Here is a 25553-nt window from a genome sequence, read left to right as displayed (position 1 = left end):
GGACCGGACGCCGCGGCGTCCGGTCCACGGCCGGGCTCCGGTCCGGCGGTCTGGCGCCCCTAGGGCGCCCCGCCCTCCGGTTCCTCGACGACGTGCACGGCCGCCTCCTCGGCGCCGGCCGCTCCCCCGTCGATCCCGACGTCGGTGGCGACCTCCTCCTTCGTGGCGTCCGTATGGGCTCCCTCGTCGGGGGCGACCAGTCGGCCCGCCCTGGCGTCGCCCGCCTCCGGGTCGACGGGCTCGCCCTCGCCGCCGGGGAGGTCCCCGGTCCCGTCGCCCGCCGGCGGCTGCACGTCCGGCACCTCCTGGCGGAGCCGCTCGCCGAGCGTCTCGCCCTCGTGCTGCTCGGCGGCGGTGGTGCCGTGCTTGGTGACGCCGAGGGGCCGCTCGGGCGGGGAGTAGCCCTCGTCGAGGATGTCGTCGTAGTCGCGCTCGTCCAGCGCGTCCTCCAGGTCGAGGGGGCCGGCGTCCTCCTGTTCCTCGTTGCTCCCGGTGGGCTGGTAGGCGTCGTCCGCCATCGGGCTCTGGCCGGCCTGCTGATCGCTCATCGTCGCCTCCGTCTCGGCACGCGCTCGGTCCCGGTCCGCGTTCCCGCAGGTCCGCTGCCTAATCTCGCTCGTCGATCTCGTCACCGGCCGGTCCTCCCCGGCGCGCGCGCCGCGGCCCGGCCGGTCCGGCCGCTCGCTCAGCCGCCGGGCGGCCCCGGTACGGCGTAGTAGAGGCGCACCCCGGTGAGCGGGACGGAGGGCCAGGTGCGGGCGTACCCGGGTGGGCGCGAGCCCGTGGGCACCAGTGCGGCGACGGGAGTGCGGCGGGCGGCGCGGGTGATCGTCGCGTCCGTGCTGTTGGCGTTGTGGCCCGACGTCGCCGCCGAGGAACAGCCGGCGTAGAACGCCACCGGGATGGACTCGTGGCCGGTGAGGAGACAGGGCGGGCGGACGCCGAGCCGGTGCAGGGCGGCGGCCGTGCGGGACCAGTCCCGGTGGGCGGCGGTGGTGCGGCCGACGACGGCCGTCAGGACGGCGAGCTGGACGGCGAGGTGGGCGGCGAGGCAGAGCGCGACCAGGGTCGCGGCCGCCGTCCGCCGGGTCCCCGGCCCCATGGTCAGCGGGTGCAGCAGCGCCTCGGCGACGGGGATCGCGAGCAGGGCGTAGGCCGGGAGCAGGAAGCGGGGCGCGGCGTAACCGATCATGAACAGGTAGGGGAAGGCCGCCGTCACCCCGCAGGCCAGCGGCAGCAGGGTGGGTGCGGTCCGCCGGGCCCGGACCGCGATCGCCAGGCCGACCCCGGCGGCCACGGGCAGCGCGAACCACCAGGCGGTGACCAGCGGGTGCGGCGGCGGGCCGGTGCAGGGCCGGCACAGGGCCCGCCCGCCGAGGCTGCGGAGCTGGTCGGCGACCGCCATGTGCAGGCCCAGTCCGCCCTGGATCGCCGAGGCGTCGGCCAGGCGCCGCGCGAGCCCGCCGTAGCCGGCGTATGCCTCGATCACCCATTCCAGGGCCCCGGCGGCGAGTCCGGCGAGGAGGGCCGCCAGGAGCCGTCGGCGGCGGCGCGACAGGCCGAGCACGAGCAGCGGCAGGGCGGCCCAGACCGCGTCCATGGGGCGCATCCAGGCCATGAGCGCGCCGCTCGCGGCCAGGCCCCACAGCGCGGCCCGGTCCCGGCGGTCCGCGCGGGCGCGCAGGGCGCAGGCGACGGCGGCCAGGGCGCCGACGGCCACCCAGTAGTTGGGCATGGCCTGCGGACCGTAGAACAGGGTCACCCACAGGGACGCGAACAGGGCGCCGGCCAGGGCGAGGACACGGTCCGGGAACAGCCCGCGCCAGGCCCGCAGGGCCAGGTACAGGGCGAGGCCGGACAGGAGGGCGAGGTAGATCCGCAGCAGGACCGTGGACGAGGACCAGGCCGCCACGGGGGCGACGAGCAGGGAGACCCCGCGCGCGCGGGGTGCGCTGAAGAAGGCCGCTGGGGCGTGCGCGCTGACCTGGCTGACGTACACCGTCTCGTCCCAGCCGAGGCCCATGCCGGGCCGGACGAGCAGCAGTTGGGCCAGGGTGAAGACCGCCGCGACGGCGGCGAGCGACCGGGCCGGGCGGGTGCGCCGGGCGCGGCGGGTCCGGCGCGCGCCGGCGGACCCGCGGCGTGTGCGCGCCCGCCGGGCCGCCTCGCGTGTCGCCTGTGCGATGCCGGCCATGGTCACCTCTCCCTCGGCCAAAACACGGCCAAAGTAACGCGAACCATCCCGCTGTGCCCGGCGGGCGGACCGTCCGGCCGCCGGCCCTACGCGCTGTAAGGTTGGGCCATGGCTGGCAGAGGGCCCCACGACCGGGCGCAGCGGCGCGGCGCCGGGGAACTGGAGAGCGAGGTGCTGGCCGCCCTGTGGGCCGCCGACCGGCCGCTGACCCCGGCGGAGGTGCAGGCCGAGGTCGACGGGGCGCTCGCCTACAACACGGTGCACACCATCCTCAAACGCCTGAACGACAAAGGGCTGGTGCTGCGGGACACCGACGGCCGGCGGGGCGGCTACCGCCCGGCGAAGGACGCGGCCCAGGCCACCGCCGAGGCGATGCGCGAGGCGCTGGACCGGGGGCCGGACCCGATCGGCGCGCTCCGTCAGTTCGTGACCGGCCTGAGCGCCGAGCAGGAGCGGGCGCTGCGCGAGCTGCTCACCGCGAACGGCGCCTGAGGTCCGGCGGGACGGACCCCGCCTGACCGGCCTTTCACCGGGTGCTCGGCGCCCGGTGCGCGGGCTGCCGGGGGACGGTACGCGGGCGCACCGGCGGCACGGCGCGCACGGCCGGCTCGTCGGCGCCGACCGTCAGCGCCTCTCCGTGGTGGTGGAGCCTGAGCGGGGGGCCGGCGAGGAGCGTGTAGGTGGCCTTCTCGGCGCCGATCTCCACGTGCAGGCGGCGGGTGCGGTACTGCAGGCGGAACGCGACCCGGCGCAGCCGCTCCGGCAGTCGGGGCGCGAAGCGCAGGCCCTCGCCGTCCTGGCGCATCCCGCCGAAGCCCGCGACCAGCGCCATCCACGTACCGGCCAGCGAGGCGATGTGCAGCCCGTCCCGGGTGTTGTGCTCCAGGTCCGCGAGGTCCATCAGGGCCGCCTCGGCCGTGTAGTCGTAGGCGAGCCGCAGGTGCCCGGCCTGGGCGGCGATGACGGCCTGGACACAGGCGGACAGGGAGGAGTCGCGCACGGTCAGCGGCTCGTAGTAGGCGAAGTTGCGGGCCACCTGCTCGTCGTCGAAGAAGGCGCCGCACGTGTACATCGCCAGCACCAGGTCGGCCTGCTTGACGACCTGTTTGCGGTAGAGGTCGAAGTAGGGGAAGTTCAGCAGCAGCGGGTACTGCTCGGGGCGGGTGCCGGCGAAGTCCCAGCGCTGGTAGCGGGTGAAGCCGGCGTGCTGCTCGTGCACGCCGAGTTCGTCGTTGAAGGGGATGTGGATGGCCTCGGCGGCGTCCCGCCAGGCCGCGCTCTCCTCCTCGTCCACACCGAGGCGCTGCGCCTCGCGCCCGTGCCGCTCGACGCAGTCCGCCGCCGCGAGCAGGTTCTGGCGTGCCATCAGGTTGGTGTACGTGTTGTCGTCGGCGACCGCGCTGTACTCGTCGGGTCCGGTGACACCGTCGATGTGGAAGACGCCGTGGTGGTCGTGGTGGCCCAGCGAGCGCCACAGGCGGGCCGTCTCCACCAGCAGCTCCACCCCCGTCTCGCGCTCGAAGTCCAGGTCCCCGGTGGCCTCGACGTAGCGCAGGACGGCGTCCGCTATGCCTGCGTTCACGTGGAAGGCCGCGGTGCCGGCCGGCCAGTAGGCCGAGCCCTCCGCGCCCTGGATGGTCCGCCAGGGGAACGCGGCCCCGCCGAGCCCGAGTTGGGCGGCGCGCTCGCGGGCCTCGTCCAGGGTGCTGTGCCGCCAGCGCAGCGCCTCGGCGACGGCCTCGGGGGCGGAGTGGGTGAGGACGGGCAGCACGAACATCTCGGTGTCCCAGAACGCGTGCCCGTCGTACCCGGAGCCGGTCAGCCCCTTGGCGGGTATCGCGCGCCGCTCGGCGCGCGCCCCCGCCTGCAGCACGTGGAAGAGCGCGAACCGCACGGCCTGCTGGATCTCCTCGTCACCGTCCACCTCGACGTCCGCGCGGTCCCAGAAGTCGTCCAGGTGGGCCCGCTGGTCGTCCAGCAGTCCCCGCCAGCCGTCGTGCGCGGCGGCCGCGAGGGCCGCGTCGACCTGGTCGGCCATCGCGGGCAGCGAGCGGGTGCCGGACCAGCCGTGGGCGACGATCTTCTCCATCCGCAGCGTCTGGCCGGGCTCCAGCACGGAGGTGACGGTCAGCCGGGCCACGTCGATGTCCGCCTCGCTGCGGGTCGTGGTGCGCTCCGGGCCGGTGACCACGTGGTCGGCGGCCACCGCCACCCTCAGGCCGCTGCGCCGGGTGCGGTGCACCAGCCGCAGCCGGTCGCCGGAGGCGAAGCCGTCCTCCTGCTCCAGCGGCGACTGCAGCGCCATCGCCGCGCGCGGGTCGCCGCTCGCGCCGGGGAGCTGTTCGTTGGCGACCAGCTCGGACTGGATCACCACCCGGCTGCGGCTGCCCACCGCCTCCACCTCGTAGGCCACCGCGGCAACCGCCCGCTGGGTCAGCGACACCAGCCGGGTGGAGCGCACCCGGACCGTCGTACCCGCCGGGGACGTCCACTCGCAGGTGCGCTCCAGCACCCCGCGGCGCAGGTCCAGCACCCGCTCGTGCCGGACCAGCCGGCCGTAGCGCAGGTCGAACGGCTCGTCGTCGACCAGCAGCCGGATGATCTTCCCGTTGGTGACGTTGATGACCGTCTGCCCGGACTCCGGATAGCCGTAGCCGGCCTCGGCGTACGGCAGCGGGTGCAGCTCGTGCACCCCGTTGAGGTAGCTGCCGGGCAGGCCGTGCGGTTCGCCCTCGTCCAGGTTGCCGCGCCAGCCGACGTGCCCGTTGGACAGCGCGAACACCGACTCGCTCTGCGCGAGGACGTCGAGGTTCAGGTCCGTCTCGCGTACCGCCCACGGTTCGACCGTGTACGACCGGTGGGTGATCACCGCTTGCCTCCCAGCTCGGCGAGGTCCTTGACGACGACGCTCGCGCCGTGCGCGTACAGCGCCTCGCCCTGTCCGGTCCGGTCGACGCCCACGACGTAACCGAAGCCGCCCGCCCGGCCCGCGTCCATGCCCGCCAGCGCGTCCTCGAAGACGGCCGCCCGGTCCGCCTCGACGCCCAGTTCGCGGGCGGCGGCGAGGAAGGTGTCGGGGCGGGGCTTGCCCGGCAGTCTCCGCTCGGCGGCGACGACGCCGTCGATGCGCACGTCGAAGAAGTGCTCGGCGCCGACGGACCGCAGTACGTCACGGCAGTTGGCGCTGGAGGAGACGATCGCGGTGCGCAGTCCGGCGGCGCGCACCGCCTCCAGGTAGCGCAGGGTGCCCTCGTAGGCCTCCACGCCGCCGGTGCGGATCCTCTCCAGCAGCAGGACGTTCTTGCGGTTGCCGAGGCCGTGCACGGTGAGGGCGTCCGGCGGGTCGTCGGGACCGCCCTCGGGCAGGTGGATGCCGCGCGAGTCGAGGAAGGCGCGGACCCCGTCGGCGCGCGGGCGTCCGTCGACGTACTCGTCGTAGTCGGCGACCTCGTCGAACGGCCGTCCCCGCTCGCCCTCGTAGGAACTGAGGAAGGCGTCGAAGGTCTCCTTCCAGGCGGCCGCGTGCACGACGGCCGTCCGGGTGACGACCCCGTCGAGGTCGAAGAGGCAGGCCTGGATGGAATCGGGCAGACCGAGCTGAGTCATACTCAGCACTCTTCCCCGTCGGGCGCGGTCCAGTGGGTGTCGCGGGCCACACGGTCCATGGCCGTGCGCCCGCACCCCGCGGTCCCACCCGGCCGGGCCGCGGGTGACACACTCTCCGGTGTGCCGCTGACCTTCGACGACCTCCTCGTCCGTGCCCGCGCCCTCGCCGGCCACGGGCGGCGCGCCCTGCTCGGTGTCACGGGCGGTCCGGGCGCCGGCAAGACGACCCTGGCCGAACATCTGGTGCGGGCCCTGAACTCCGGCGGGCCGCCCTGGGTGGCGCACGTGCCGATGGACGGCTTCCACCTGGCCGAAGCCGAACTGGACCGGCTGGGCCGCCGCGACCGCAAGGGCGCGCCGGACACGTTCGACGCGGCCGGGTACGCGGCTCTGCTGCGGCGGCTGCGCGAGGAGACCGGCGAGGTGGTGTACGCGCCCGGGTTCGAGCGGGTGCTGGAGCAGCCGGTCGCGGGCTCGATCCCGGTGCCGCCGACCGCGCGGCTGGTGGTGACCGAGGGCAACTACCTGCTGCTGCGCGAGGGTTCGTGGGCCCGGGTGCGGTCGTGCCTGGACGAGGTGTGGTTCTGCGAGATCGACGAGGAGGAGCGGTTCCGGCGGCTCGTCGCCCGGCACGTGGAGTTCGGCAAGGAGCGCGCGGCGGCGGAGGCCTGGGTGCGCGGCACGGACCAGCGCAACGCCGAGCTGATCGCGACGACTCGGGACCGGGCGGACCTGGTGGTGCCGGCCGGTGCGCTGCCCACGCCGTAGGCGGCGTGGCTCCGGGGTTGAACCGCTCCGGGCCGCCGGCCGTACCCGTGTGCGGGGCGGAAGGTCGGCCGGTGCGACCCGGGCAGCGGCGGCGCCCCGGCGGCGGGAGCGGCACGGATGACGGCGCGCGAACAGCACGGGGCCGACGCGGGCGGTACGGCCACCGCGCCGGAAAGCGACGCGGGCGGTGCGGCCCCCGCGCCGGAAAGCCGCAAAGCCGATACGGCCCCCACGCCCGGAAGCCACACAGGCGATACGGCCCCCACGCCCGGAAGCCACACAGGCGGCACAGCCCCGACGCCGAAAAGCCACACAGCCGGTACAGCCCTCGCGCCGGAAACCCACACAGCCGACGCGATCCCCGCGCCGGGAAGCCACACAGCCGCTACAGCCCCCACGCCCGAAAGCCACACAGGCGACGCGATCCCCGCGCTGGAGAGACACGCGGGCGGTACGGCCCCCACGCCCGAAAGCCACACAGGTGGCACAGCCCCGACGCCGAAAAGCCACACAGCTGGTACGGCCCCCGCACCGGAAACCCACACAGTCGACGCGATCCCCGCACCGGGGAGCCAGGCGGCCGATGCAACCCCCGCGCCGGGAAGCCGCGCGGCCGGTGCGGTGCTGGTGCCGGGGGCGACCGGTGACGGCGGTTCGGCGCGGACCCGGACGCGGCCGGGCCGGCTCGCCTGGCTGTCGCGGCACCGGCGGTGGCCGGTGCCGCTGCTGGTGGCGCTGCTGCTGGCCCAGATGGCGGCCGCGATGGTCACGGCGGCCGTCCAGCAGACGCCCACCATCGACGAGCCCGTGTACGTGGCCACGGCCACCGACTACCTGCGCGAGCACCGGGTGCGTTACAACCCCGAGCATCCGCCGCTCGGCAAGCTGCTGATCGCGGCCGGGGTGGCGGTCGCGGATCCGCGCTACGACCCGGCGTTCGCCGGCGACCAGGGCGAAGTGGGCCGGCACCTGCTGTACGAGTCGGGCAACGACCCCTGGCGGCTGATGCTGTGGGCACGGCTGCCGGTGATCGCGCTGACCCTGCTGGCCGGTCTGGTGGTGTTCGCGTTCGCGCGTGACGTGGCGGGCACGGCGGGCGGGCTGGCCGGGCTCGCGCTGTACGCCTTCTCCCCCGATGTGATCGCGCACGGCTCGCTGGCCACGCTGGACGTGCCGGCGGCGGGTTCCGTGCTGGCGTCGGTGTGGCTGGTGTGGCGGGCGCGGCGCCGGCCCCGGCTCTGCCTGCCGTTGTCCGGCGTGGCGCTCGGGGCGGCGGTGGCGACCAGGATGAGCGCGCTGCCGGCCGTACCGGTCGTGATGGTGCTGGCGGTGGTGTCGGTGTGGGGCGCCGGCCGCGGCGGGCGGGTGCTCCGGTCGGCCGGGGCGGCCACGGCCGTGGCGGTGGCCGCGGCCGCGGTGGTCTGGGCGAGCTATCTGGCGGTCGATCCGCGGCTGCGGTTCGACCCGGCCGAGCCGGTGCCGGCCGTGCACGGCCCGCGCGGGCTCCTCACGGACCTGCTGCCGTTGCCGCCCGCGTACCGGGCCGGGATGCGGCTGCAGTTCGGCCTGGAGAACCAGCACTGGCAGGGCTACCTCTTCGGGCACCTCTACACGGGCTCGCGCTGGTACTACCTGCCGGCCGCGCTGCTGGTGAAGACGCCGCTCGGGCTGCTGGCGCTGGGCGCGGCCGGCGCCGCCCTGGCCGTGGCGGTGCGGCGGCTGCGGCCCGTCGCGCCGTACCTGCTCCTGCCGCCCTCCGTGCTGCTGGCGGCGGCGATGACCGGCTCCCGCGACCTCGGCACCCGGTACGCGGTGTTCGTGCCGGTGTTCCTCGCGGTGGCCGGAGCGTGCGTGCTCGCGGTGCGCCGGCGGCGGACCGGTGCCCCGGTGGTACTGCTGGTGCTGCTGGTGGCGGTGAGTTCGCTGCGCACCTTCCCGTACTACCTGCCGTACGCCAACGAGGCGTTCGGCGGTCCCGCCCGCACCCACCGGCTGCTGCACGACTCCAACGTGGACTGGGGCCAGGACCTGGGCCGGCTCGCCGCCCGGCTGCGGCAGCGGTACCCGGGCGAGCGGGTGTGGCTGGTCTACAAGGGCAGCGGGGTGCCGTCGTACTACGGGATCACCGCCCGCGACCCGCGCGCGGTGGCGCCGGAGCGGGTGCACGGGCTGCTGGCCGTGTCCGACTCGGCGGCCGCGAAGGCGCGCGGCGGGCTGGCGGAACTGATCGGCTCCAGCCGCCCGGTCGGCGAGGTCGGGCACTCGATCACCCTGTACCGGCGGTGAGTCCGCAGCCCGGTAAACCCCCTGCTCATGAAGGCCGGTGAGCTATGTTGAGTGGTCGTGGGAGACAATGGAGGCGGACCGGTGCCCTCGCCGCAGCAGGCACGCGCCCAGGCATCAGCGATCACCTCGGGCAAGGCGGTGCCGGAGGCCGAGGCGGCTCCGACCTCCCAGCTCAGGGAACTCTTCGACGGCCCGCAACTGTCGCCGGGGCAGCGCCGGGTCGCCCAGTACCTGATCGAGCACATCACCGAGGCCGCCTTCCTGTCGATCACCGAGCTGGCGGACCGCGTCGGCGTCAGCCAGCCCTCCGTCACCCGCTTCGCGGCCGCCGTCGGTTTCAGCGGCTACCCGGCGCTGCGGGAGAAGCTCCAGTCGATCGCGCTGAGCGGCCTGGCCGGCGGGCCCGGCGAGGAGAACCGGGCGAACGAGCTGCAGGCCGCGGTGGACGCCGAGATCCAGAACCTGGAGAACCTGCGCCGCGACGTCGCCGACCCCGACCGGGTGATCCGGGTCGGCCGGGAGCTGTCCCGCTCCACCCCGCTGACCGTCCTGGGCCTGCGCATCTCGGTGTCGCTGGCGGAGTACTTCGGCTACGCCGCCCGCCGCATCCATCCCGACGTGCGGCTGGTGACGCGCGGGGGCAGCGTGGCCTACGACACGCTGCTGCAGGCCCGTGAGGCGGGCGGCACCTGGGTGCTGGCGTTCTCCATGCCGCGGCACGCGAGGGAGACGCTCACCGCGCTGCGGGTGGCCCGGGAGGCGGGGCTGAAGGTCGCCCTCATCACCGACCTGGCGCTCGGGCCGCTGGCCGAGGAGGCCGACGCCGTCTTCGCCACGGGCACCGGTTCCCGGCTGGTGTTCGACTCCTACGCCGCGCCCGGTGTGCTGGCCTCGGCGATCCTGCAGGCCATGACCGACGCCGACCCCGAGCGCACCCAGGCGCGTCTGGAGAAGTACGAACAGGGCGCGGACCAGCACCACTTCTTCCTCCGGGACTGATCCTTCCGCCGGGCGGCCCGCTCCGGGCCAGATCTTCCCCGCCGCGGGCCACCGACACGCAAATCCTTCGCCGTACGCGGATCATTCAGCCCATACCGCGCATGAATGTTTTCATACGTCTTGCCAAGCCGATGGCATATATAAATACTGCTCACGGATCGCACCCGGCCCGCTCCGGGGAGGTCCGCCCCCGCGGGCCCGCCCCGCGAACCGCCCCGAGAAGGACGACGTACCGCATGCGCACCCAAGCCCGCACGACGCGCCGGTCCTCGTCCGGGGCACCCGCTCGGACGCCCCGAGCCGCCGTTCCCTACCCACGGCGGCACCAGGGACGTCCGGTGGCGCACCGCCCAGGCGGCGCGCCCGTGGCGGCCCCGGTCATCCCCTAGGCCGGGGCCGCCCCAACCGGCGGACCACCCGCACGAGCCGCACACCGGAAGCGAAGACCCATGCCCCTGACCACCACGCGCATCAGTCCCGACTGGCCCTGCCAGGTCAAGACACCGGGCACCTACGACTGGGAACGCTCGGCGGCCAAGTGGCTGCGCGAACTGGTCCCGGCGCGCTACGGCAGCTACCCGGCGCTGATCCGGCATCCCGTCCTGCTCGCGCGGCACGCGCAGATCCAGGTCCAGCAGGAGATCCGGGTGGCGCGGACCGCGCTGCAGACGGCCCGGTCCGAACTGCCCGTGCTCGGACTGCCGGAGTCGGTCATCGAACACACGATCAAGCTGTACGCCGCCGAGGTGATGCAGCTCCAGCACATCGCGCGCAGTGTCCGCGCGGTCAGCGAGGCGCTGGCCGGACGCGGCACCGGCCGCTGACCGCGACGGCCGGGCACCCGCCCACCGCCCGGGACCGCCCTTCCACGGCCGGTGCGCAGCTCCCGGCGAGCCGGAGAAGCCGCTGCGGCAGACGAGTGATCCAGGGGCCCGGATGTGCGATGCTCGACCCGTGACGAGTGAGCCCGTGCCCCCGGCGGACCCCGGCACGCGCGCCGACGTGGCGGCGCTGGCCAGAGTCGTGGCCCGGCAGCGCGCGCAGCTCGAGCGGCTGCGGGACCAGGCGGCGACGTCGGCCCTGCTGGAGCGGGCCAAGGGCGCCCTCATGGCGGTGACCGGCTGCTCCCCCGACGCGGCGCACGACGAATTGCTGCGACGCGCCAGGACCGGTCACCGCACGCTCCTGGAGGAGTGCTGGCTCACTCTCGGCGCCCTCCTGCCGGCCAAGCGGGCCGCCGCCGCGGATGCCGGCCCGCCCCCGGCCGCCGGCCGCTGGGACGCCCCGGCCGCCGGCACCGGCGACCTGACCGACGTCCTGGGGCGGGTGGGCCGGGCCCTGGTCCGGGTCGGCTCGCCGCAGGAGCTGGCCGCGTGCCTGCTGGAGCACCTGGCGCCCGAGGCGGGCGCCGACGCCGTCATGCTCTACGAGCGGCTGCCCGCCGGCGGGCTCCGACTGCTCGGGCACGCCGGGATCGAGCCGACCCTCGCCACCCAGTGGCACCACGTACCGCCGGTCTCCGGCGTCCCCCCGCTCGACGCCCTGCGGGCCGGCGAGCCGCGCTGGCTCCAGGACCCGGCCGCGGACCGGGAGCGCTACCTGCTAATCGGCGACCCGCCCGAGCGCTGGCCGTCGCGGGCCTGGCTGCCGGTGCCGGGCGGGGACGCGTCCGGTGCCGCGCTCGGCGTGCTGCGCCGGCAGGACCGACCGTTCGAGGCACGCGAGCGGGAGCTGCTGCGGGCCGTCGCCCGGCTGTGCGCGGGCCGGCTGCGCGCCTTCGACGCCCCGCCGGAACACCCCGTCCACACCACCGCCCGGAGCGTGCAGTCGGTGCTCGACGCCCTGCCCGGGGCGGCGATCCTGCTGACCCCGCTGCGCGCCGCCTCCGGTGAGGTGGAGGACTACCGCATCGACGCCGCCACTCCCGGGGCGGTCGACGTGTTCGGCCGGGCGGGCCGTGAGATGGTCGGCAGCCACATCCTGGAGAGCTATCCGACCGTCGCGGGCGAGCCGCTGTGGCACGGCTACCTGGACGCGCTCACCACCGGGACGCCGTTCGAGAGCGAGCCCTTCGCCTACCAGGACACCATCGACCGGGTGCCCGTGAGCGGCATCTACTCGGTGCGGGCGGCGGCGTACGGCGACGGACTCCTGGTGTCCTGGCTGCGGCACGACCCCGCGGAACTCCAGAAGCAGCGGCTGGCCGACGTCCAGCGGCTCGGCAACCTCGGCTGGGCCAACTGGAACCTGGTCACCGGGGAGATCACCTGGTCCGCGCAGGTCTTCGCGGTGCTCGGCCGCGACCCCGCGCGCGGACCGGTCGCCCTGGAGGAACTGCCCGGCCTCGCGCTGCCCGAGGACGCGCCCGCGCTGCGCCGCGCGGTCACCGAACTCGCCCGGCGGGCGGAGTGGTTCGACGTGCCGTTCCGCCTCCAGGGCCCGCGGGAGGTGCGGCACCTCAGGATGGTCGCCGAGGCGGTGACGGATCCGGACGGCGCCCTCGCCGAGGTACACGGCTTCGTCCAGGACCTCACCGCGCAGCGCAGCGCCGAACTCGCCCTTGCCGAGAGCGAACGCGAGATGCTGCTGCAGCGCGGCGTCCTGCAGGCCGAGCGGGCGCTGGCCACCCGGCTGCAGCACGCGCTGCTGCCGCTGCCCAGCAAGCCGGTGCGGCTGGCCGGGCTGCGCGTAGAGGTCGCCTACCTGCCCGCCCAGTCCGGCGTGCACGTCGGCGGGGACTGGTTCAGCGCCATAGAACTCCCCGACGACGCCGCGCTGTTCGTGGTGGGCGACGTGGCCGGTCACGGCGTCGGCGCGGTGGCCACCATGGCGCAGCTGCGGTTCACCGCCAAGGGCATGGTCAGCACGGGTTCCTCGCTGACCGGCGCGCTGGCGCGGCTGAACCAGCTCCTGCTGCAGACGCGGGACGCCCGGTCCACGGCCACCATGGTGCTCGCCCGCTACGACCGGGCGGCCCGCGTCCTGGCCTGGACCCAGGCCGGCCACCCGCCGCCGCTGCTCGTGCGCGACGGCGAGGTGCGCTACCTCGACCGCCCCCGGGGCATCCTGCTCGGCGCGAGCGCGGCGCCGGTCTACGAGTCGGCCCAGCTCCGCCTGGAACCCGGGGACCGGCTGCTGCTGTACACCGACGGCCTGGTGGAGCGCCCCGGCGAGGGCATCGACGCCGGCCTCGCCCGCATGGCCGACGCGGTGCGCGTACACGAGCACGGAGCGGACGGGTCGCTGGAGGCGCTGCTCGCCACCATGGTGCCCGGCGAGCGGCGGGACGACGTTTGCGTGCTGGACATCCGGATGCCGCCGGCGGAGGAGTAGGGGACCGGCGCGTCCCGGCCGCGCCCGCGCGGGCCGGCGGTTCAGGCCACCGGGTGGCCGGGCTCGACGGTCTTGGCGTCGGACAGCCGGAGCAGCGGCCCGCCGCGGCCCCCGCCGCCCTGTACCGGATCGAGGACGAAGCCGACGTGGTCGCCGCCGTCGGTGCGGCGCAGGATGGTGCCGACGAACCAGGCCGCCATGTCGCGCAGCACGACGGCGCCGTCGGGCCCCTCCCGCCAGGGCACCCGCGCGAACTTGTCGACCTCGTCGCCGGTCTCGCCGCCGAAGAGCTCCAGCAGTTCCCGCTGGTCGCTGGTGAGCAGGTGCACCGCGAGGCAGTGTGCGGCCCGGGCGACCTCGTAGGTGCGGTTGGCCTTGGACAGCCACACGGTGAACCTCGGCGGCCGCATGGAGCACTGCGAGGCGAAGCCCACGAGACAGCCGGCCCGCTCGCCGCCCGCGGCGGCCGTCACCACGCACAGGTCCGGATCCAGCCGGCGGAAGAAGCCCGTCACGTCCGTCATGCCACCCAGCTCCCGTCCGCACCGGCGCCCGACGCTTCCGGCGTCGCGGACGCCCGCCGGAGACGTCGGGTGCGGTCAGAGTGCCCCGGCGGGGCCGGGCCGAACCGCAGGCGGCAGGAGCGTGTCGCGGCGCCGCCGGGTCAGCCGCCGGCGCCGGGTGCCGTGCGGGACTCCAGCGCCCGGCGGGTGTCGTCCCCGTAGACGCCGGTCTCGTCGCCGCTGATGCCGTACCACAGCTGGAAGCGGGCCACGGCCTCGGTGAGCGGGGCGTCGTAGGTGCCGCTGGTGGAGCCGTCGCGGTAGACGTCGGGGACGCGCAGCAGCCGCTGCTGCAGTTCGGTGACCTCGGGGCCGGTGTCGCCCTGCCGGAGCGTGCCGGGGCCGTCCGGGTCGGTGGAGGCGGTGCCCGCGGGGGCGGCCGGGGCGGGGTCGGCCGGGGCGGGGTCGGCCGGGGCGGGGTCGGCCGGGGCCGGCGCCGCGGAGCGGGAGGGCCGCGGGGCGGCGGTGGCGTCCTGGCGGGCGGGCAGCAGCAGGGCGCAGCCGAAGCCGACGAGCGCGGCCGCGGCGACCGCGAGGGCGACGCCGGCACGGCGCGCTCCGGGACCGGGGCCGCCGGCTCGCGGGGCGGCGGGGACGGGCGGCAGTTCCTGGGTGTCGTCCTCGGCGGCCGGGGGCGCTCCGGGCGCCGGGCCGAAGGACTCGTACGCCCCGTGCCGGGACGCGACCGGACCGTGCGGCGCGCCTGTGCGCGGCACCCGCCGGTCCGCTCCCGGCTCTTTCGGCCCGGGCCGGTCCGCTCCCGGCTCCCTCGGTCCGGGCCGGGGCGGCCCCGGCTCGGGCGGCCCCGGGTCCGGGTGCATCTCGCGCATCAGCTCGGCGAGGGCGTCGAAGCGGCGCGGGCGCAGGACGCGGACCGGCTCCAGGGCCGGTCCGGGGCGCGGCTGTTCAGGCTCGGGCGGTGTCGGCACCCTGCTCTCCTTCCGTCCCGTGCGTACGCACGTCCGCGGTCCCCCGGCCTGGGATACGGCGCGGACGGGCGCCCCGTTCAGGCCGGGACGGGCGCCTGCCGGACGAACCGGACCAGGGACGAGGTCAGCGTGCCGACGAAGGCCTCCCGGGCCTCCTCCGGCAGCGCGTCCAGGGACAGGTAGGGGTTGAGGTCCTCCAGCTCGACCAGCAGCAGCTCGCCGTCCGGGGCGCGGCAGGCGTCGACGCGCTGGATGCCCTGGCCGAGACCGTTCCAGTCCACGAAGCGCCGGGCGAACTCCAGGTCGGCGGCGGTGGCCGGGTACGGCGTGAGCTCCCAGCGGCGTTCCGGGTCGGGGGCGTACAGGGCGTACTGGAAGTCGTCGTCCACGAAGTAGAAGGACACCTCGTAGGCGAAGTCGACGCACGGCTGGACGAGGACCGTGCCGTCGGCGAGCCCGTCGAGCCGGCCGGCGGGCAGGATCCGCAGGCCCAGGGAGTCGGCGCCGAGCTTCGGTTTGACGACGTAGCGCTCGGCCGCGGGCAGCCGGTGCAGGTCCGCGGCGCGGTCGACGGTCGGTATGACGGGGAAGCCGGCCTCGCTCAGGTCGAGCAGGTACTGCTTGCCCGCCATGTCCGCCTTGCCGGTGAGCGGGTTGTACACCCGGGCCCCGGTGGCGAGCGCCCGCTCGCGGAAGGCCTCGTACTCCTTCGGGTAGCCGAGGACGGGCCCGCTGTTGCGGACGACGACGGCGTCGAAGTCCTCCATGAGCGCCACCGCGTCCAGCGGGTGGCACAGGGCGAGGTCGAAGCGCTCGCGCAGCCGGGAGGTGAGGAGGATGTCCTCGTCGCAGTAGCGGCGCCCGCGGGCCGGGTACGCCAGGTCGGTGACGTAGAGAATGCTGGGGCGGGCGGCGGGCATGCGGTCTCCTGGCGGAACGTGACACGGAACGGGGCCGGCGGCGGCTGCGGAAAGGTTACGCCTCTCACACTCCCGCCCTGACCGGCCCGAAACAGCACTCAGTTCCCTCATCGGGGGCTGACTGCTGCACTGAGTGTCACATGACTGGTTCTGGTGCTACGTTCGCGTCCATGAGCTCCAGCAGCGCGGCGCCGGCCGCGAAGCCGCCGATGCGGGAGGCCCTGGTCGCGGCGGCCTTCCGGCTCTTCCTGGAACGCGGGTACGAACAGACCACCGTGGACGACATCGTGGCGCTGGCCGGGGTCGGCCGCCGCTCGTTCTTCCGCTACTTCCCGTCCAAGGAGGACGTGGTCTTCCCCGACCACGAGGGCTGCCTCGCCGACATGACCGCGTTCCTCGCCGCGAGCGCGGAGGACGACGAACCGGTGCGGCGGGTGTGCGACGCGGCCCGGCTGGTGCTCGGGATGTACGCGGAGAACCCGACCTTCTCCGTGCAGCGGTACCGCCTCACCAAGCGGGTTCCGGGACTGCGCGCCTACGAGCTGTCGGTGGTGTGGCGCTACGAGCGCGCGCTCGCCGAGTACCTGCGCCGGCGGTTCGCCGGGCGGCCCGACGGGACGCTGCGCGCCGACGTGGTCGCGGCCGCCGTGGTCGCCGCGCACAACAACGCCCTGCGCTCCTGGCTGCGTTCGGACGGCAGGGGCGACGCGGGCGCCGAGGTGGACCACGCCCTCGCACACGTGCAGGCCGCCTTCGCCCAGCCGGTGCGGGTGGGCCCCGCCGCGCGGCCGGGCGACGAGGGGCCCGACGACGTGGTCGTGCTCGTGGCCCGCCGGGCCACCCCGCTGTGGCGGGTGGTGCAGGAGTTCGAGGCGCTGGCCGGCCACGCCTGACCCGGCCGCCCGCGCCCGCTCGTGGCGCACCGGACCTCCACAAGTTCGGGGTACCGAGTGCCTTTACGAGTGACACTGAGTGCCATAATCTGTGGGCGTGCACGGTGGCACCGCGGCCGTGCGACGTGCCCGGTTCACGCCGGGCACATGGGATTCCGGCCGAGCGCAGGGAGTTGACCAGCGTGTACCACCACTCAGCAAGCACCTCGCATCCGGCGGCCGGCTCCGCGACGGGCCTGCTCGAACCCACCGCCGCGGACTCCAGGGACGCCATCCACTTCCAGCGCTGCACCTGGTGCGGCACCGCGACGTACCACCGGCTGCTGTGTCCGGTGTGCCAGGGCAGCGAGCTGCGCACCGAGCGCAGCGAGGGCACCGGCACGGTGCGCCACTCCACCGTGGTCCACCGCAACACCCCCGCCGCGCGCAACGTTTCACTGATCGAGATGAGCGAGGGATTCGTCGTCCGGGGCCGGGTCATGGGACCGCCGATCGGCATCCACAGCGGGGACCGGGTACGGCTGTCCACGGCCAAGGACCCGGTGCGCGGTGAGCCGGTGTTCCAGTTGGTCGACGAGCCCTACCGCGCCTGGAGCTGACGCCGCGAGGGACAGCCGTCCTCGTCACGGCCGCCGCCGCTGCCGGGGCGGCTGCCGCTCAGGGCGCGAGGGTCACCCGGATGCCGACCGTGCCGTCCGTGCCGCGCCGCAGCCGGCTGCCCAGCAGGGTGAGCCGGCCGACGATGCCGTACTTGCGGGCGATGAGCCCGCGGTACCGGGCGGTGGTGGCCTCGTCGGTGATCTCGGCGGTGCCCGGGACCTGCTCGCCGGCGGGACGGCCGCGCACGTCGCAGGGGCCGACCAGGACGTCGGCGCGCCGGCGGATCCGCTTGACCTTGTAACTGTCGGCGGTGGTCCACACGCCCAGGCCGTCCCCGTCCCCGACCACCCACACGGGGGTGGCGACCGGGGTGCCGTCCTTGCGGTAGCTGGTGACCAGCAGGTACTTGCCGGCGGCGAGCCGCTCCGGCCGTGTGTCGTCCATGTCCGGCAGTCTAGGAGCACGCGTGCCGTGCGGGCACACGTGCGGCCGGCCGGGGCACACGCGCGGCCGGCCGACGGTGGACTCAGGCCACCGCCGCGGCCATCCGGCGCACCCCCTCGGTGAGGATCTCCGGCGAGGTCGCAAGGTTCAGGCGTGCGTGCCCCGCCCCGCCGGTGCCGAAGGGCAGGCCGGAGCTGAGCGCGACCCGGCCGCCCTCCAGGAACACGGCGGCGGGGTCGTCGCCGAGGCCGAGCGCCCGGCAGTCGAGCCAGGCCAGGTAGGTGGCTTCGGCCGGGTCGTAGCGGATCGCCGGGAGGTGCTCGGCCAGCAGGCCGGCGAGCAACCGCCGGTTGGCGTCGAGCCCGGCCAGCAGGGCGTCGAGCCAGCCGGCGCCCTCGCTCAGGGCGGCGGTGTGGGCGATCACCCCCAGGTGGCTGGGACCGTGGCTCACCTCCTCGGGCATGCGGGCCAGGTCCGCGGCGGCACCGGGTCCGGCGAGGGCGAGCGCGGCCTTGAGGCCGGCCAGGTTCCAGCCCTTGGAGGCGGACATCAGCGACAGCCCGCGCTCGGCGCCCGGCACGCCGAGGTACGGCACGAAGGTGACGCCGGGGGCGACGAGCGGTGCGTGGATCTCGTCCGCGACGACCCGGACGCCGTACCGCTCGGCGAGGTCCGCGACGGCGGCGAGCTCGGCGGCGGTGTGCACCGTGCCGGTGGGGTTGTGCGGACTGCACAGCAGGAAGGCGGCCCGGCCGCCGCCGGCCGCCGCCTCCCGGAAGGTCCGCGCCAGCAGGTCGAGGTCGACGCGCCCGCCGGGGCCGAGCGGGGCCTCCACCACCCGGCGGTCCAGATGGGTGACGAACTGGTAGAACGGCGGGTACACCGGCGAGTTGACGACGACCGGATCGCCGGGTCCCGTGACCAGCTTCAGCATCTCGACCACGCCGAGCATCACGTCCGGGACGATCGCGGTGCGCCCGATGTCGATCCCGTCCCAGTTCCAGCGCTCGGCGGCGAAACGGGCCAGCGCCTCGGCGTACGCCGTGCCGGCCGGGTAGCCGGTGTCGCCGAGGGCGAGCGCGTCGGTGAGGGCGCGGACGACGGGCCCGGCGAGCGGGACGTCCATCTCGGCCACCCACAGCGGCAGCACGTCCTCGGGGTAGGTGCGCCACTTCATGCTCGTACGACGGCGCAGCCGCTCGAGCCCGAGGGCGCGCAGCGGGTCGGGTTCGCCTGCAGTGCCGTGCGGGATGCTGGTCATGGGGCCCAAGATAGGCTCCCGCGGTCCGTGCGGAAACGGGGCAGGCCGGACAGGTGGGGCGCGTGGTGCGGCAGCGCTGCGGGCCGGGCCGGGCGCGTGGCGCCCGCGGAATTCCCGGGTCCGCCGCGCCGGTCAACTCGGGCGTCTAGATTGCGTCTTGACCGGTGCACCATCCCCACCAGGCGACCAGGAGCTGACCCACGTGACCGACAACCCGGCAGCCACCAACGACGTGGCCGTGTCGCTGCGCGCCCGCATCGACACGGGCCGGCCGCACACGGCCCGGATATGGAACTACTGGCTCGGCGGCAAGGACAACTACGAGGTCGACCGCGCCGCCGGCGACCAGATCCGCGGGCTCCACCCGGGCATCGGGGACTACGCGCGCGCCGACCGCCTGTTCCTGGGCCGGGCGGTACGGCACCTGGTCGGCGAGGTCGGCATCCGGCAGTTCCTGGACATCGGCACCGGGCTGCCCACCGCCGACAACACGCACGAGGTCGCCCAGCGGATCGCGCCGGAGGCGCGGATCGTGTACGTCGACAACGACCCGCTGGTGCTCGCGCACGCCCGGGCGCTGCTCACCAGCACGCCGGAGGGCCGCACCGACTACCTGGACGAGGATCTGCGCAACGTGGACGCCATCCTCGAACACGCCTCCAGGACACTGGACTTCAGCAAGCCGGTGGCGTTGATGCTGCTCGGCGTGGTCATCTTCATCGGCGACGACGAGGACCCGTACGGCCTGGTGCGGCAGTTGACCGACCGGCTGCCGGCCGGCAGCCACCTGGTGCTGTCGCACACCGTCACCAGCCCGGCGATGCCGGACGTGGACGAGGCCGTCAAGTTCTGGAACGAGCACGGCACTCCGAAGCTGACCCAGCGCACACCCGAGGACGTGGCCCGGTTCTTCGACGGTCTGGAGCTGCTGGAGCCGGGCGTGGTGTCCTGCTCGCGCTGGCGCCCGGACGCCGACGCCGGGCCGGAGCCGGAGGAGGTCGCCATGTTCGGCGCGGTGGCGCGCAAGCGCTGAGCGCACGGGTCCGCCGGACCGGGGACCGATCGTCTCCGCCGGTGAACGCCGCCGGGCCGGGCCGCGTACTGAACGCCGGGCGCCCGACGCCGGTCGGGACCCCCGCGGTGCCGGTACGGGCATCGCGCGTCCGGTGTTCGGGAGCCATGCATGAGGCACGCACGACGACGGGTCGTGAGGCGGGTGACACGGCTGGCGGCGGTCGGCGGACTCCTGCTGGGGGGTGCGATGGCCGCGCAGGCCGCGATGGCGAGCGAGACTCCCCCGGCGTCCGTCCGGCCGCTGCGCTCGGCGGGCACGGCCGGCGGTCCCGGGGCCGCGCTCGTGGCCCGGCTCGGCACGGCGCGCACGGCGGGGAGCTGGCTCGGCGCCGACGGCCGTCCGGTGGTGGCGGTGACCGACGAGCGGGCGGCTCGGACGGTACGCGGCGCGGGGGCCGAGGCGAAGGTCGTGGCGCACAGTATGGACGAGCTCAAGTCGGCCACCGGCACGCTGAGTTCGGCACCCCGGGTCGCGGGCACCGCGTGGGCGGTGGACTACCGCACCAACCGGGTCGTGGTGCGGGCCGACCGTACCGTGTCGGCGGCCGACTGGTCCCGGATGAGCCGAGTGGCCTCGGGCATCGGCGGTTTCGTGCACATGGAGCGCACGAAGGGCGTCTTCACCGCGCGGCTGAACGGGGCGCAGCCGATCCTGTCCACCGGCGGCCGCTGCTCTGCGGGGTTCAACGTCACCGACGGGCGGCGGGACTTCATCCTGACCGCCGGTCACTGCGGGCCCGCCGGATCGACCTGGTTCGCCGACAACGAGGGCGACCGCCAGCTCGGCAGGACGGTGAACAGCGCCTTCCCCGGCAGCGACTTCTCGCTGGTCCAGTACGACTCGGGCCGGGCGGGTCCAGGCGCGGACGTGGTCGCGGTGGGCGGCGGCAAGGGCGTGCGGATCACCGGGGCGGCCGATCCGTCGGTGGGCCAGCGGGTGTTCCGCAGCGGCAGCACCAGCGGGCTGCACGACGGCCTGGTGACCGCCCTGAACGCGACCGTGAACTACCCGGAGGGCACCGTCACCGGGCTCATCGAGACCGATGTGTGCGCCGAACCCGGCGACAGCGGCGGCCCGTTGTTCTCCGAGGGCGTCGCGCTGGGCGTCACCTCGGGCGGCAGCGGCGACTGCACCACGGGCGGCACGACGTTCTTCCAGCCGGTGACCAAGGCGCTGACCGCGCTGAACGTCCGGCTCCTGGTGTCGGCGGGGAACGCCGGCGGCGGGCAGGGCGCGGCGTCCTCCCCCGCGCCGTCCGCCCCGGCCTCGCGGGGCGCCGCCGCGCCGAGCGCCGCCTCGCCCGGCTCCGCGGCGCCCGTCACGGGCGGCGAGGAGGGGCGAACGCTGCTGGCACGGCTCACGGACACCCGGACCGTGGGGCCCGGCCTGCTGGTCGTCGCGGGCAGTCTGATCGCCCTCGTCGCGACCCGGTACATCCGCTCCGAGCAGGACCGCAGGGCGTACCAGCGGCACTACTCGGCGACTTGGGGCTGAGCGGGCGGCGACGGAGGGCGGGCCCGCCAAGAGCGTGACGGCCGGCCCGGGGCGAACGACGAGAAGGGCACCCGTGGCTCACGGGTGTCCTTGGTGGTACGGCCGGACGGCCGCCCGGTTCAGGCGGCCTGGTCGGACTGCGGGGCCGCCAGGGCCCACTCCAGTACGAGACGCTGGTACTCCGCGCGCTGCTCGGTGGTCAGTGTCCCGCCCGACCGGCGCCACAGGGCTCTGATCTCCTCGTTGACCTCCGCGGCCGATCGCTCGGAGGCGGCTGCAACAGTGGTGGACATGTTGTGAAGCATATGCCGCCCGGCGTGAAGGCGCTGTGAGTAAGTACCCCCGATGCGGACATATCGGACAGTGTTACTCATCACGTCAATGGGACAGGGGGACATGCCAGTTGGCGTCCCGGGACGCCGTGGCGCGGCGGCCCGGGCGGCGACGGCGCCGTGACCGTCATCACAGCGCCGCCTCGCCCGAGGCTCAGGTGCCCGGCTTGCGGCCGTACACGTAGACGTCGTCGCCCTTCTTCAGCAGCGACCAGTACTTCTTGGCGGTGGCGGTGGTCATGTTGACGCAGCCGTGGGACCCGGGCGGGTTCCACATGCTCAGGCCCACCGAGTGGAAGGCCTGGCCGCCGTCGAAGAACTGGCTGTAGGGCATCGGCACGTCGTAGAGGTCGGAGACGTGGTCGATGTCCCGCCAGTAGATCTTCTTCAGGCCCGTGCGGGTCTCGTAGCCGTCGCGGCCGGTGCGCACCGGCACCGGCCCGTAGACCAGCCGGCTGCCGTCCTGGATCCAGCTGAGCTGGAGCGTGAGGTTCACACAGGCGATCCGGCCCTTGTTCACCGGGCACTTGCCGGCCTTGTTCGGGTTGTTCCCGACGGCCTTCTGCTTGTTCATGAGATCCATCACGCCCCAGGTGACGGGACCGGCGTAGCCGATGTTGGGCGTGATGCCGTGCTTGTTCTGGAAGGCCTGGATGGCCTTGCAGTCGGTGGTGGACTGCTTGCCGTCGACCGGCCGGCCGAGGAACTTCTCCACCTGCTTCTGGTACGGGCCCGCCTGTGTGGTGCAGCTCGCGGCCTGGGCCGGCGCCGCGCCGAAGGCGAGCGTGAGCGGCGCCACCAGTCCGGTGACGCCCAGTGCGACGACACCGCGTCTGCGTATGTCCCCCATGTCGGCCTCTTCCCCTTGTCCCCTTGCGCCCGGGGCTCTGCCCGGGTGGTCCCCTTCGCGATTCCCGCGGTTCCTGACTACTAGACCCACTCGGGCGCCGGAGGGTTGTGGTTCCGGCCAGGCTGTGACGAAACGGTGAACTGGGCGCCGTCACGGGGCAGGGGTCCGTGGGCCGTACCCGCTCGGGGCGGCGGGGGCGCAGCGCTCACCGGTATCCGGTGGTGTCGGCCGGCCGGCCCGGCCCCTGCACCTCGGCCATGTACCGCCAGGCGTCGGGGCGGCTGCCGTCCAGGTCGGTGAAGCCGTACACCCGGGCGAGTCCGCCGCTGGACAGGGACTGCCCGTTGAAGCGGGACACGCCGGGGTCGGCGGCCAGGGCCGCGACGGCGCGGCCGATGTAGCGCGGGGTCTCGGAGATCGCGAAGTGCGGTTCGCGGTCCAGGGCGTCGCGCCAGTTGTCCTCGCGCACCCCGAAGGCGTCCAGCATGATCTCCGAGCGCATCCAGCCGGGGGTGAGCGCGACCGCGCCGGCGCCGCGCGGGCCCAGCTCGTGGCCCAGGGCGAAGGCCATGCGCAGCACGGAGGCCTTGGCGAGGTCGTAGAAGAGGTTGACGCGGTAGGTGTCACGGTTGTGGTCGGCGGTGCCGTCGGTGACCTCGACCACCAGGCCGCCGGGGTGGCGCAGCAGCAGCGGCAGCGCGAAGTGGCTGGTGATCGCGTGCGTCTCCACGGCGAGGCGGAGCAGCCTGAGCCCGTTGTCCAGGTCGTGCTCCCACACCGGGGTGTCCCACTCGAAGAGCTTCTCGCCGCCCCAGATGTCGTTCACCAGCAGGTCCAGGCGGCCCCGCTCGCCGGCGATCCGGTCCACCAGGGCCCGCACCGCGGCCGGGTCGAGGTGGTCGACGGGGACGGCGACGCCGTGGCCGCCGGCCTCGGTGACCAGGTCGGCGGTGTCCTCGATGGTCTCGGGGCGGTCGTACTCGGAGCGGCGGGCGCGGGTGCTGCGCCCGGTGACGTAGACGGTCGCGCCGGCCGCCCCGAGTTCCACGGCGATGCCCCGCCCCGCGCCCCGGGTCGCCCCTGCCACCAGTGCGACCCTGCCCCGCAGCGAACCTGACATGTCCGGCCTCCTTGTCCGTGGACGACTGCTGTCGTCGTCCACCCTCACGGGGAAGCCGGACATCTCCTGTCGCCTTTCACCGCCCTTCGGCGGCGCCGGGGATCAGTGCCCGCGCTTGATCCACTCCTCGAGGTGGGGCGCCTCGTCCCCGATGGTCGTGGACTCGCCGTGTCCGGTGAGGACCTTGGTCTCCGGCGGCAGGGTGAGCAGCCGGTCCCGGATGGAGTCGATGATCGTCGGGAAGTGGGAGAACGACCGCCCGGTGGCGCCGGGGCCGCCCTGGAAGAGGGTGTCGCCGGTGAACACGGCCCCGAGCCCGGGGTCGTACAGGCAGACCGCGCCGGGCGCGTGGCCCGGGGTGTGCAGGACGGTCAGATCGGCGCCGGCGGTCTCGATCACCTGGCCGTCGACGAGATGCCGGTCGGGCTCGCGGTCCGGGTGGGTGAGCCGCCACAGCGGCAGGTCGTCGGCGTGCAGCCAGATGGTGGCGCCGGTCAGCTCGGCGAGCGCGGGGGCGGCGTCGATGTGGTCGTTGTGGGCGTGGGTGCACACGATGGCGGTCAGGCGGCGGTCGTCGACGGCCCGGGCGATCGCCTCGGCGTCGTGGGCGGCGTCGATGACGATCACCTCGCGCTCGTCGCCGACGATCCACACGTTGTTCTCCACGTCCCAAGTACCGCCGTCGAGGCTGAACTGGCCGGACGTCACCAGGCGTTCGATGCGCACGGTCATCAGAACACCACCACCGAGCGCAGTACGTCGCCGTGGTGCATCCGCTCGAAGGCCTGCTCCACCTGGTCGAGCTGGATGGTCTCGGTCACGAACGCGTCGAGCGGCAGCCGGCCCTGCAGGTGCAGGTCGACCAGCATGGGGAAGTCCCGGGAGGGCAGGCAGTCGCCGTACCAGGAGGACTTCAGGGAGCCGCCGCGGCCGAAGACGTCCAGCAGGGGCAGTTCGAGCTTCATCTCCGGGGTGGGCACGCCGACGAGGACGACCGTGCCGGCCAGGTCGCGGGCGTAGAAGGCCTGCTGGTAGGTCTCGGGGCGGCCGACCGCATCGATGACGACGTCGGCGCCGAAGCCGCCGGTCAGCTCGCGGATGGCCTCGACCGCGTCGTTCTCCTTGGAGTTGACGGTGTGGGTGGCGCCCAGCGTGCGGGCCTTGTCCAGCTTGCGGTCGTCGATGTCGACGCCGATGATCCTGGCCGCGCCGGCGAGCCTCGCCCCGGCGATGGCCGCGTCCCCGACGCCGCCGCAGCCGATGACGGCGACGGAGTCGCCGCGGCTCACGTTGCCGGTGTTGATCGCGGCGCCGATGCCGGCCATGACACCGCAGCCGAGCAGGCCGGCCACGGCCGGCGAGACCGCCGGGTCGACCTTGGTGCACTGCCCGGCGGCGACCAGGGTCTTCTCCGCGAAGGCGCCGATGCCCAGCGCCGGGGAGAGTTCCTGGCCGGTGCCGGCCAGGGTCATCTTCTGCGCGGCGTTGTGGGTGTTGAAGCAGTACCAGGGGCGGCCGCGCCGACAGGCCCGGCAGTTCCCGCACACGGCACGCCAGTTGAGGATCACGAAGTCGCCGGGGGCCACGTCCGTGACGCCCTCGCCGACCGACTCCACGACACCGGCGGCCTCATGGCCGAGCAGGAAGGGGAAGTCGTCCGAAATGCCACCCTGCTTGTAGTGCAGATCGGTGTGGCAGACGCCGCAGGCCTGGACGCGTACGACGGCTTCACCGGGCCCGGGATCCGGAACCACGATCGTCTCGATCCGTACGGGCTCGTCCTTCCCCGGTGCGATCACGCCGCGTACTTCCTGCGCCATTGCCTGGCCCCTTCCTCGTAGTGCTATCGGTGCGACCCTACGCTCCGGCGGCAGGCGGCGGCACGG

The 25553-nt window shown here is 74.6% G+C and carries 24 protein-coding genes; 10 read left to right on the top strand and 14 right to left on the bottom strand.

All coding sequences use genetic code 11. The features are described from left to right. Positions 1–59: 59 nt before the first annotated feature. Positions 60–548 carry a DUF5709 domain-containing protein gene (locus tag ACFQ9Z_RS32750; protein WP_383027910.1) on the bottom strand — a complete coding sequence of 163 codons (489 nt, stop codon included), beginning with the start codon at positions 546–548 and terminating at the stop codon, positions 60–62. 137 nt (positions 549–685) lie between these two features. Continuing rightward, on the bottom strand, positions 686–2194 hold the full coding sequence (locus ACFQ9Z_RS32745) for a hypothetical protein (RefSeq protein ID WP_383027903.1): 1509 nt from the start codon (positions 2192–2194) through the stop codon (positions 686–688). A 108-nt stretch (positions 2195–2302) separates the two neighbouring features. On the opposite strand from ACFQ9Z_RS32745, the gene ACFQ9Z_RS32740 reads away from it, so the two are divergent. Then, positions 2303–2686 carry a BlaI/MecI/CopY family transcriptional regulator gene (locus tag ACFQ9Z_RS32740; protein ID WP_383027898.1) on the top strand — a complete coding sequence of 128 codons (384 nt, stop codon included), beginning with the start codon at positions 2303–2305 and terminating at the stop codon, positions 2684–2686. Positions 2687–2720: 34 nt separating this feature from the next. Here the strand turns inward: ACFQ9Z_RS32740 and ACFQ9Z_RS32735 are convergent, their stop codons facing one another. Together ACFQ9Z_RS32735 and ACFQ9Z_RS32730 are read right to left on the bottom strand one after the other, a co-directional pair. After that, positions 2721–5063: a glycoside hydrolase family 65 protein gene (locus ACFQ9Z_RS32735; RefSeq protein ID WP_383027895.1), complete on the bottom strand. Its 2343-nt coding sequence runs from the start codon at positions 5061–5063 to the stop codon at positions 2721–2723. After that, positions 5060–5800, bottom strand: coding sequence for an HAD family hydrolase (locus ACFQ9Z_RS32730; RefSeq protein ID WP_383027890.1), 741 nt, complete (start codon positions 5798–5800; stop codon positions 5060–5062). The genes ACFQ9Z_RS32735 and ACFQ9Z_RS32730 overlap by 4 nt, the downstream gene beginning before the upstream one ends. Before the next feature lie 120 nt (positions 5801–5920). On the opposite strand from ACFQ9Z_RS32730, the gene ACFQ9Z_RS32725 reads away from it, so the two are divergent. The 5 genes from ACFQ9Z_RS32725 to ACFQ9Z_RS32705 all read left to right on the top strand — a co-directional run bounded on the left by ACFQ9Z_RS32725 (position 5921) and on the right by ACFQ9Z_RS32705 (position 13186). After that, entirely contained in the window at positions 5921–6568 is a 648-nt protein-coding gene (locus tag ACFQ9Z_RS32725; protein ID WP_383027885.1) for a nucleoside/nucleotide kinase family protein, read from the top strand. A gap of 627 nt (positions 6569–7195) precedes the next feature. Further along, positions 7196–8854 (top strand): phospholipid carrier-dependent glycosyltransferase, encoded by a 1659-nt coding sequence (locus tag ACFQ9Z_RS32720; RefSeq protein WP_383027881.1) that lies wholly within the window; start codon positions 7196–7198, stop codon positions 8852–8854. Positions 8855–8935: 81 nt separating this feature from the next. Next, positions 8936–9853, top strand: a complete 918-nt coding sequence (locus ACFQ9Z_RS32715) for a MurR/RpiR family transcriptional regulator (RefSeq protein WP_383027947.1) — start codon at positions 8936–8938, stop codon at positions 9851–9853. A 449-nt stretch (positions 9854–10302) separates the two neighbouring features. After that, positions 10303–10677 carry a hypothetical protein gene (locus ACFQ9Z_RS32710; protein ID WP_383027874.1) on the top strand — a complete coding sequence of 125 codons (375 nt, stop codon included), beginning with the start codon at positions 10303–10305 and terminating at the stop codon, positions 10675–10677. 112 nt (positions 10678–10789) lie between these two features. Then, positions 10790–13186 carry a SpoIIE family protein phosphatase gene (locus ACFQ9Z_RS32705; protein WP_383027869.1) on the top strand — a complete coding sequence of 799 codons (2397 nt, stop codon included), beginning with the start codon at positions 10790–10792 and terminating at the stop codon, positions 13184–13186. A gap of 41 nt (positions 13187–13227) precedes the next feature. Here the strand turns inward: ACFQ9Z_RS32705 and ACFQ9Z_RS32700 are convergent, their stop codons facing one another. The 3 genes from ACFQ9Z_RS32700 to ACFQ9Z_RS32690 all read right to left on the bottom strand — a co-directional run bounded on the left by ACFQ9Z_RS32700 (position 13228) and on the right by ACFQ9Z_RS32690 (position 15598). Continuing rightward, the gene (locus ACFQ9Z_RS32700; protein ID WP_383027865.1) at positions 13228–13710 is read right to left on the bottom strand and encodes a flavin reductase family protein; all 483 of its coding nucleotides are present in this window, start codon (positions 13708–13710) and stop codon (positions 13228–13230) included. Positions 13711–13850: 140 nt separating this feature from the next. After that, positions 13851–14678, bottom strand: coding sequence for a peptidoglycan-binding protein (locus ACFQ9Z_RS32695; RefSeq protein ID WP_383027862.1), 828 nt, complete (start codon positions 14676–14678; stop codon positions 13851–13853). Between the two features lie 77 nt (positions 14679–14755). Further along, positions 14756–15598, bottom strand: a complete 843-nt coding sequence (locus ACFQ9Z_RS32690; protein ID WP_383027857.1) for a hypothetical protein — start codon at positions 15596–15598, stop codon at positions 14756–14758. Between the two features lie 170 nt (positions 15599–15768). Between ACFQ9Z_RS32690 and ACFQ9Z_RS32685 the strand changes: the two genes are divergently transcribed. After that, positions 15769–16491 (top strand): TetR family transcriptional regulator, encoded by a 723-nt coding sequence (locus ACFQ9Z_RS32685; protein WP_383027855.1) that lies wholly within the window; start codon positions 15769–15771, stop codon positions 16489–16491. A gap of 182 nt (positions 16492–16673) precedes the next feature. After that, positions 16674–17090 carry a zinc ribbon domain-containing protein gene (locus ACFQ9Z_RS32680; RefSeq protein WP_281295599.1) on the top strand — a complete coding sequence of 139 codons (417 nt, stop codon included), beginning with the start codon at positions 16674–16676 and terminating at the stop codon, positions 17088–17090. Between the two features lie 58 nt (positions 17091–17148). Here ACFQ9Z_RS32680 and ACFQ9Z_RS32675 read toward each other — a convergent pair whose 3' ends face one another. Together ACFQ9Z_RS32675 and ACFQ9Z_RS32670 are read right to left on the bottom strand one after the other, a co-directional pair. After that, entirely contained in the window at positions 17149–17535 is a 387-nt protein-coding gene (locus ACFQ9Z_RS32675; protein WP_383027849.1) for a PPOX class F420-dependent oxidoreductase, read from the bottom strand. Positions 17536–17617: 82 nt separating this feature from the next. Further along, the gene (locus ACFQ9Z_RS32670) at positions 17618–18796 is read right to left on the bottom strand and encodes a MalY/PatB family protein (protein WP_383027846.1); all 1179 of its coding nucleotides are present in this window, start codon (positions 18794–18796) and stop codon (positions 17618–17620) included. Between the two features lie 202 nt (positions 18797–18998). On the opposite strand from ACFQ9Z_RS32670, the gene ACFQ9Z_RS32665 reads away from it, so the two are divergent. Both ACFQ9Z_RS32665 and ACFQ9Z_RS32660 read left to right on the top strand, forming a co-directional pair. Next, positions 18999–19829 carry an SAM-dependent methyltransferase gene (locus ACFQ9Z_RS32665; protein WP_383027840.1) on the top strand — a complete coding sequence of 277 codons (831 nt, stop codon included), beginning with the start codon at positions 18999–19001 and terminating at the stop codon, positions 19827–19829. Positions 19830–19979: 150 nt separating this feature from the next. Continuing rightward, positions 19980–21365 (top strand): S1 family peptidase, encoded by a 1386-nt coding sequence (locus ACFQ9Z_RS32660; protein WP_383027836.1) that lies wholly within the window; start codon positions 19980–19982, stop codon positions 21363–21365. 119 nt (positions 21366–21484) lie between these two features. On the opposite strand, the gene ACFQ9Z_RS32655 is transcribed toward ACFQ9Z_RS32660, so the two are convergent. The 5 genes from ACFQ9Z_RS32655 to ACFQ9Z_RS32635 all read right to left on the bottom strand — a co-directional run bounded on the left by ACFQ9Z_RS32655 (position 21485) and on the right by ACFQ9Z_RS32635 (position 25487). Further along, the gene (locus tag ACFQ9Z_RS32655) at positions 21485–21670 is read right to left on the bottom strand and encodes a hypothetical protein (protein ID WP_143633359.1); all 186 of its coding nucleotides are present in this window, start codon (positions 21668–21670) and stop codon (positions 21485–21487) included. A gap of 181 nt (positions 21671–21851) precedes the next feature. After that, positions 21852–22547, bottom strand: a complete 696-nt coding sequence (locus tag ACFQ9Z_RS32650; protein ID WP_383027830.1) for a L,D-transpeptidase family protein — start codon at positions 22545–22547, stop codon at positions 21852–21854. Positions 22548–22752: 205 nt separating this feature from the next. Then, complete coding sequence (locus ACFQ9Z_RS32645) at positions 22753–23667, bottom strand: SDR family oxidoreductase (RefSeq protein ID WP_383027827.1); 915 nt, start codon at positions 23665–23667, stop codon at positions 22753–22755. Positions 23668–23769: 102 nt separating this feature from the next. Next, the gene (locus ACFQ9Z_RS32640) at positions 23770–24399 is read right to left on the bottom strand and encodes an MBL fold metallo-hydrolase (protein WP_143633353.1); all 630 of its coding nucleotides are present in this window, start codon (positions 24397–24399) and stop codon (positions 23770–23772) included. Then, positions 24399–25487, bottom strand: a complete 1089-nt coding sequence (locus ACFQ9Z_RS32635; protein ID WP_383027822.1) for an S-(hydroxymethyl)mycothiol dehydrogenase — start codon at positions 25485–25487, stop codon at positions 24399–24401. The genes ACFQ9Z_RS32640 and ACFQ9Z_RS32635 overlap by 1 nt, the downstream gene beginning before the upstream one ends. Between the last annotated feature and the right edge of the window lie 66 nt (positions 25488–25553).

The sequence above is a fragment of the Streptomyces sp. NPDC056580 genome, assembly GCF_042793175.1.
Taxonomy (GTDB): Bacteria; Actinomycetota; Actinomycetes; order Streptomycetales; family Streptomycetaceae; genus Streptomyces.
Note: the sequence above shows the minus strand (reverse complement) of the source record. Positions and strands in the feature narration are given on the sequence as shown.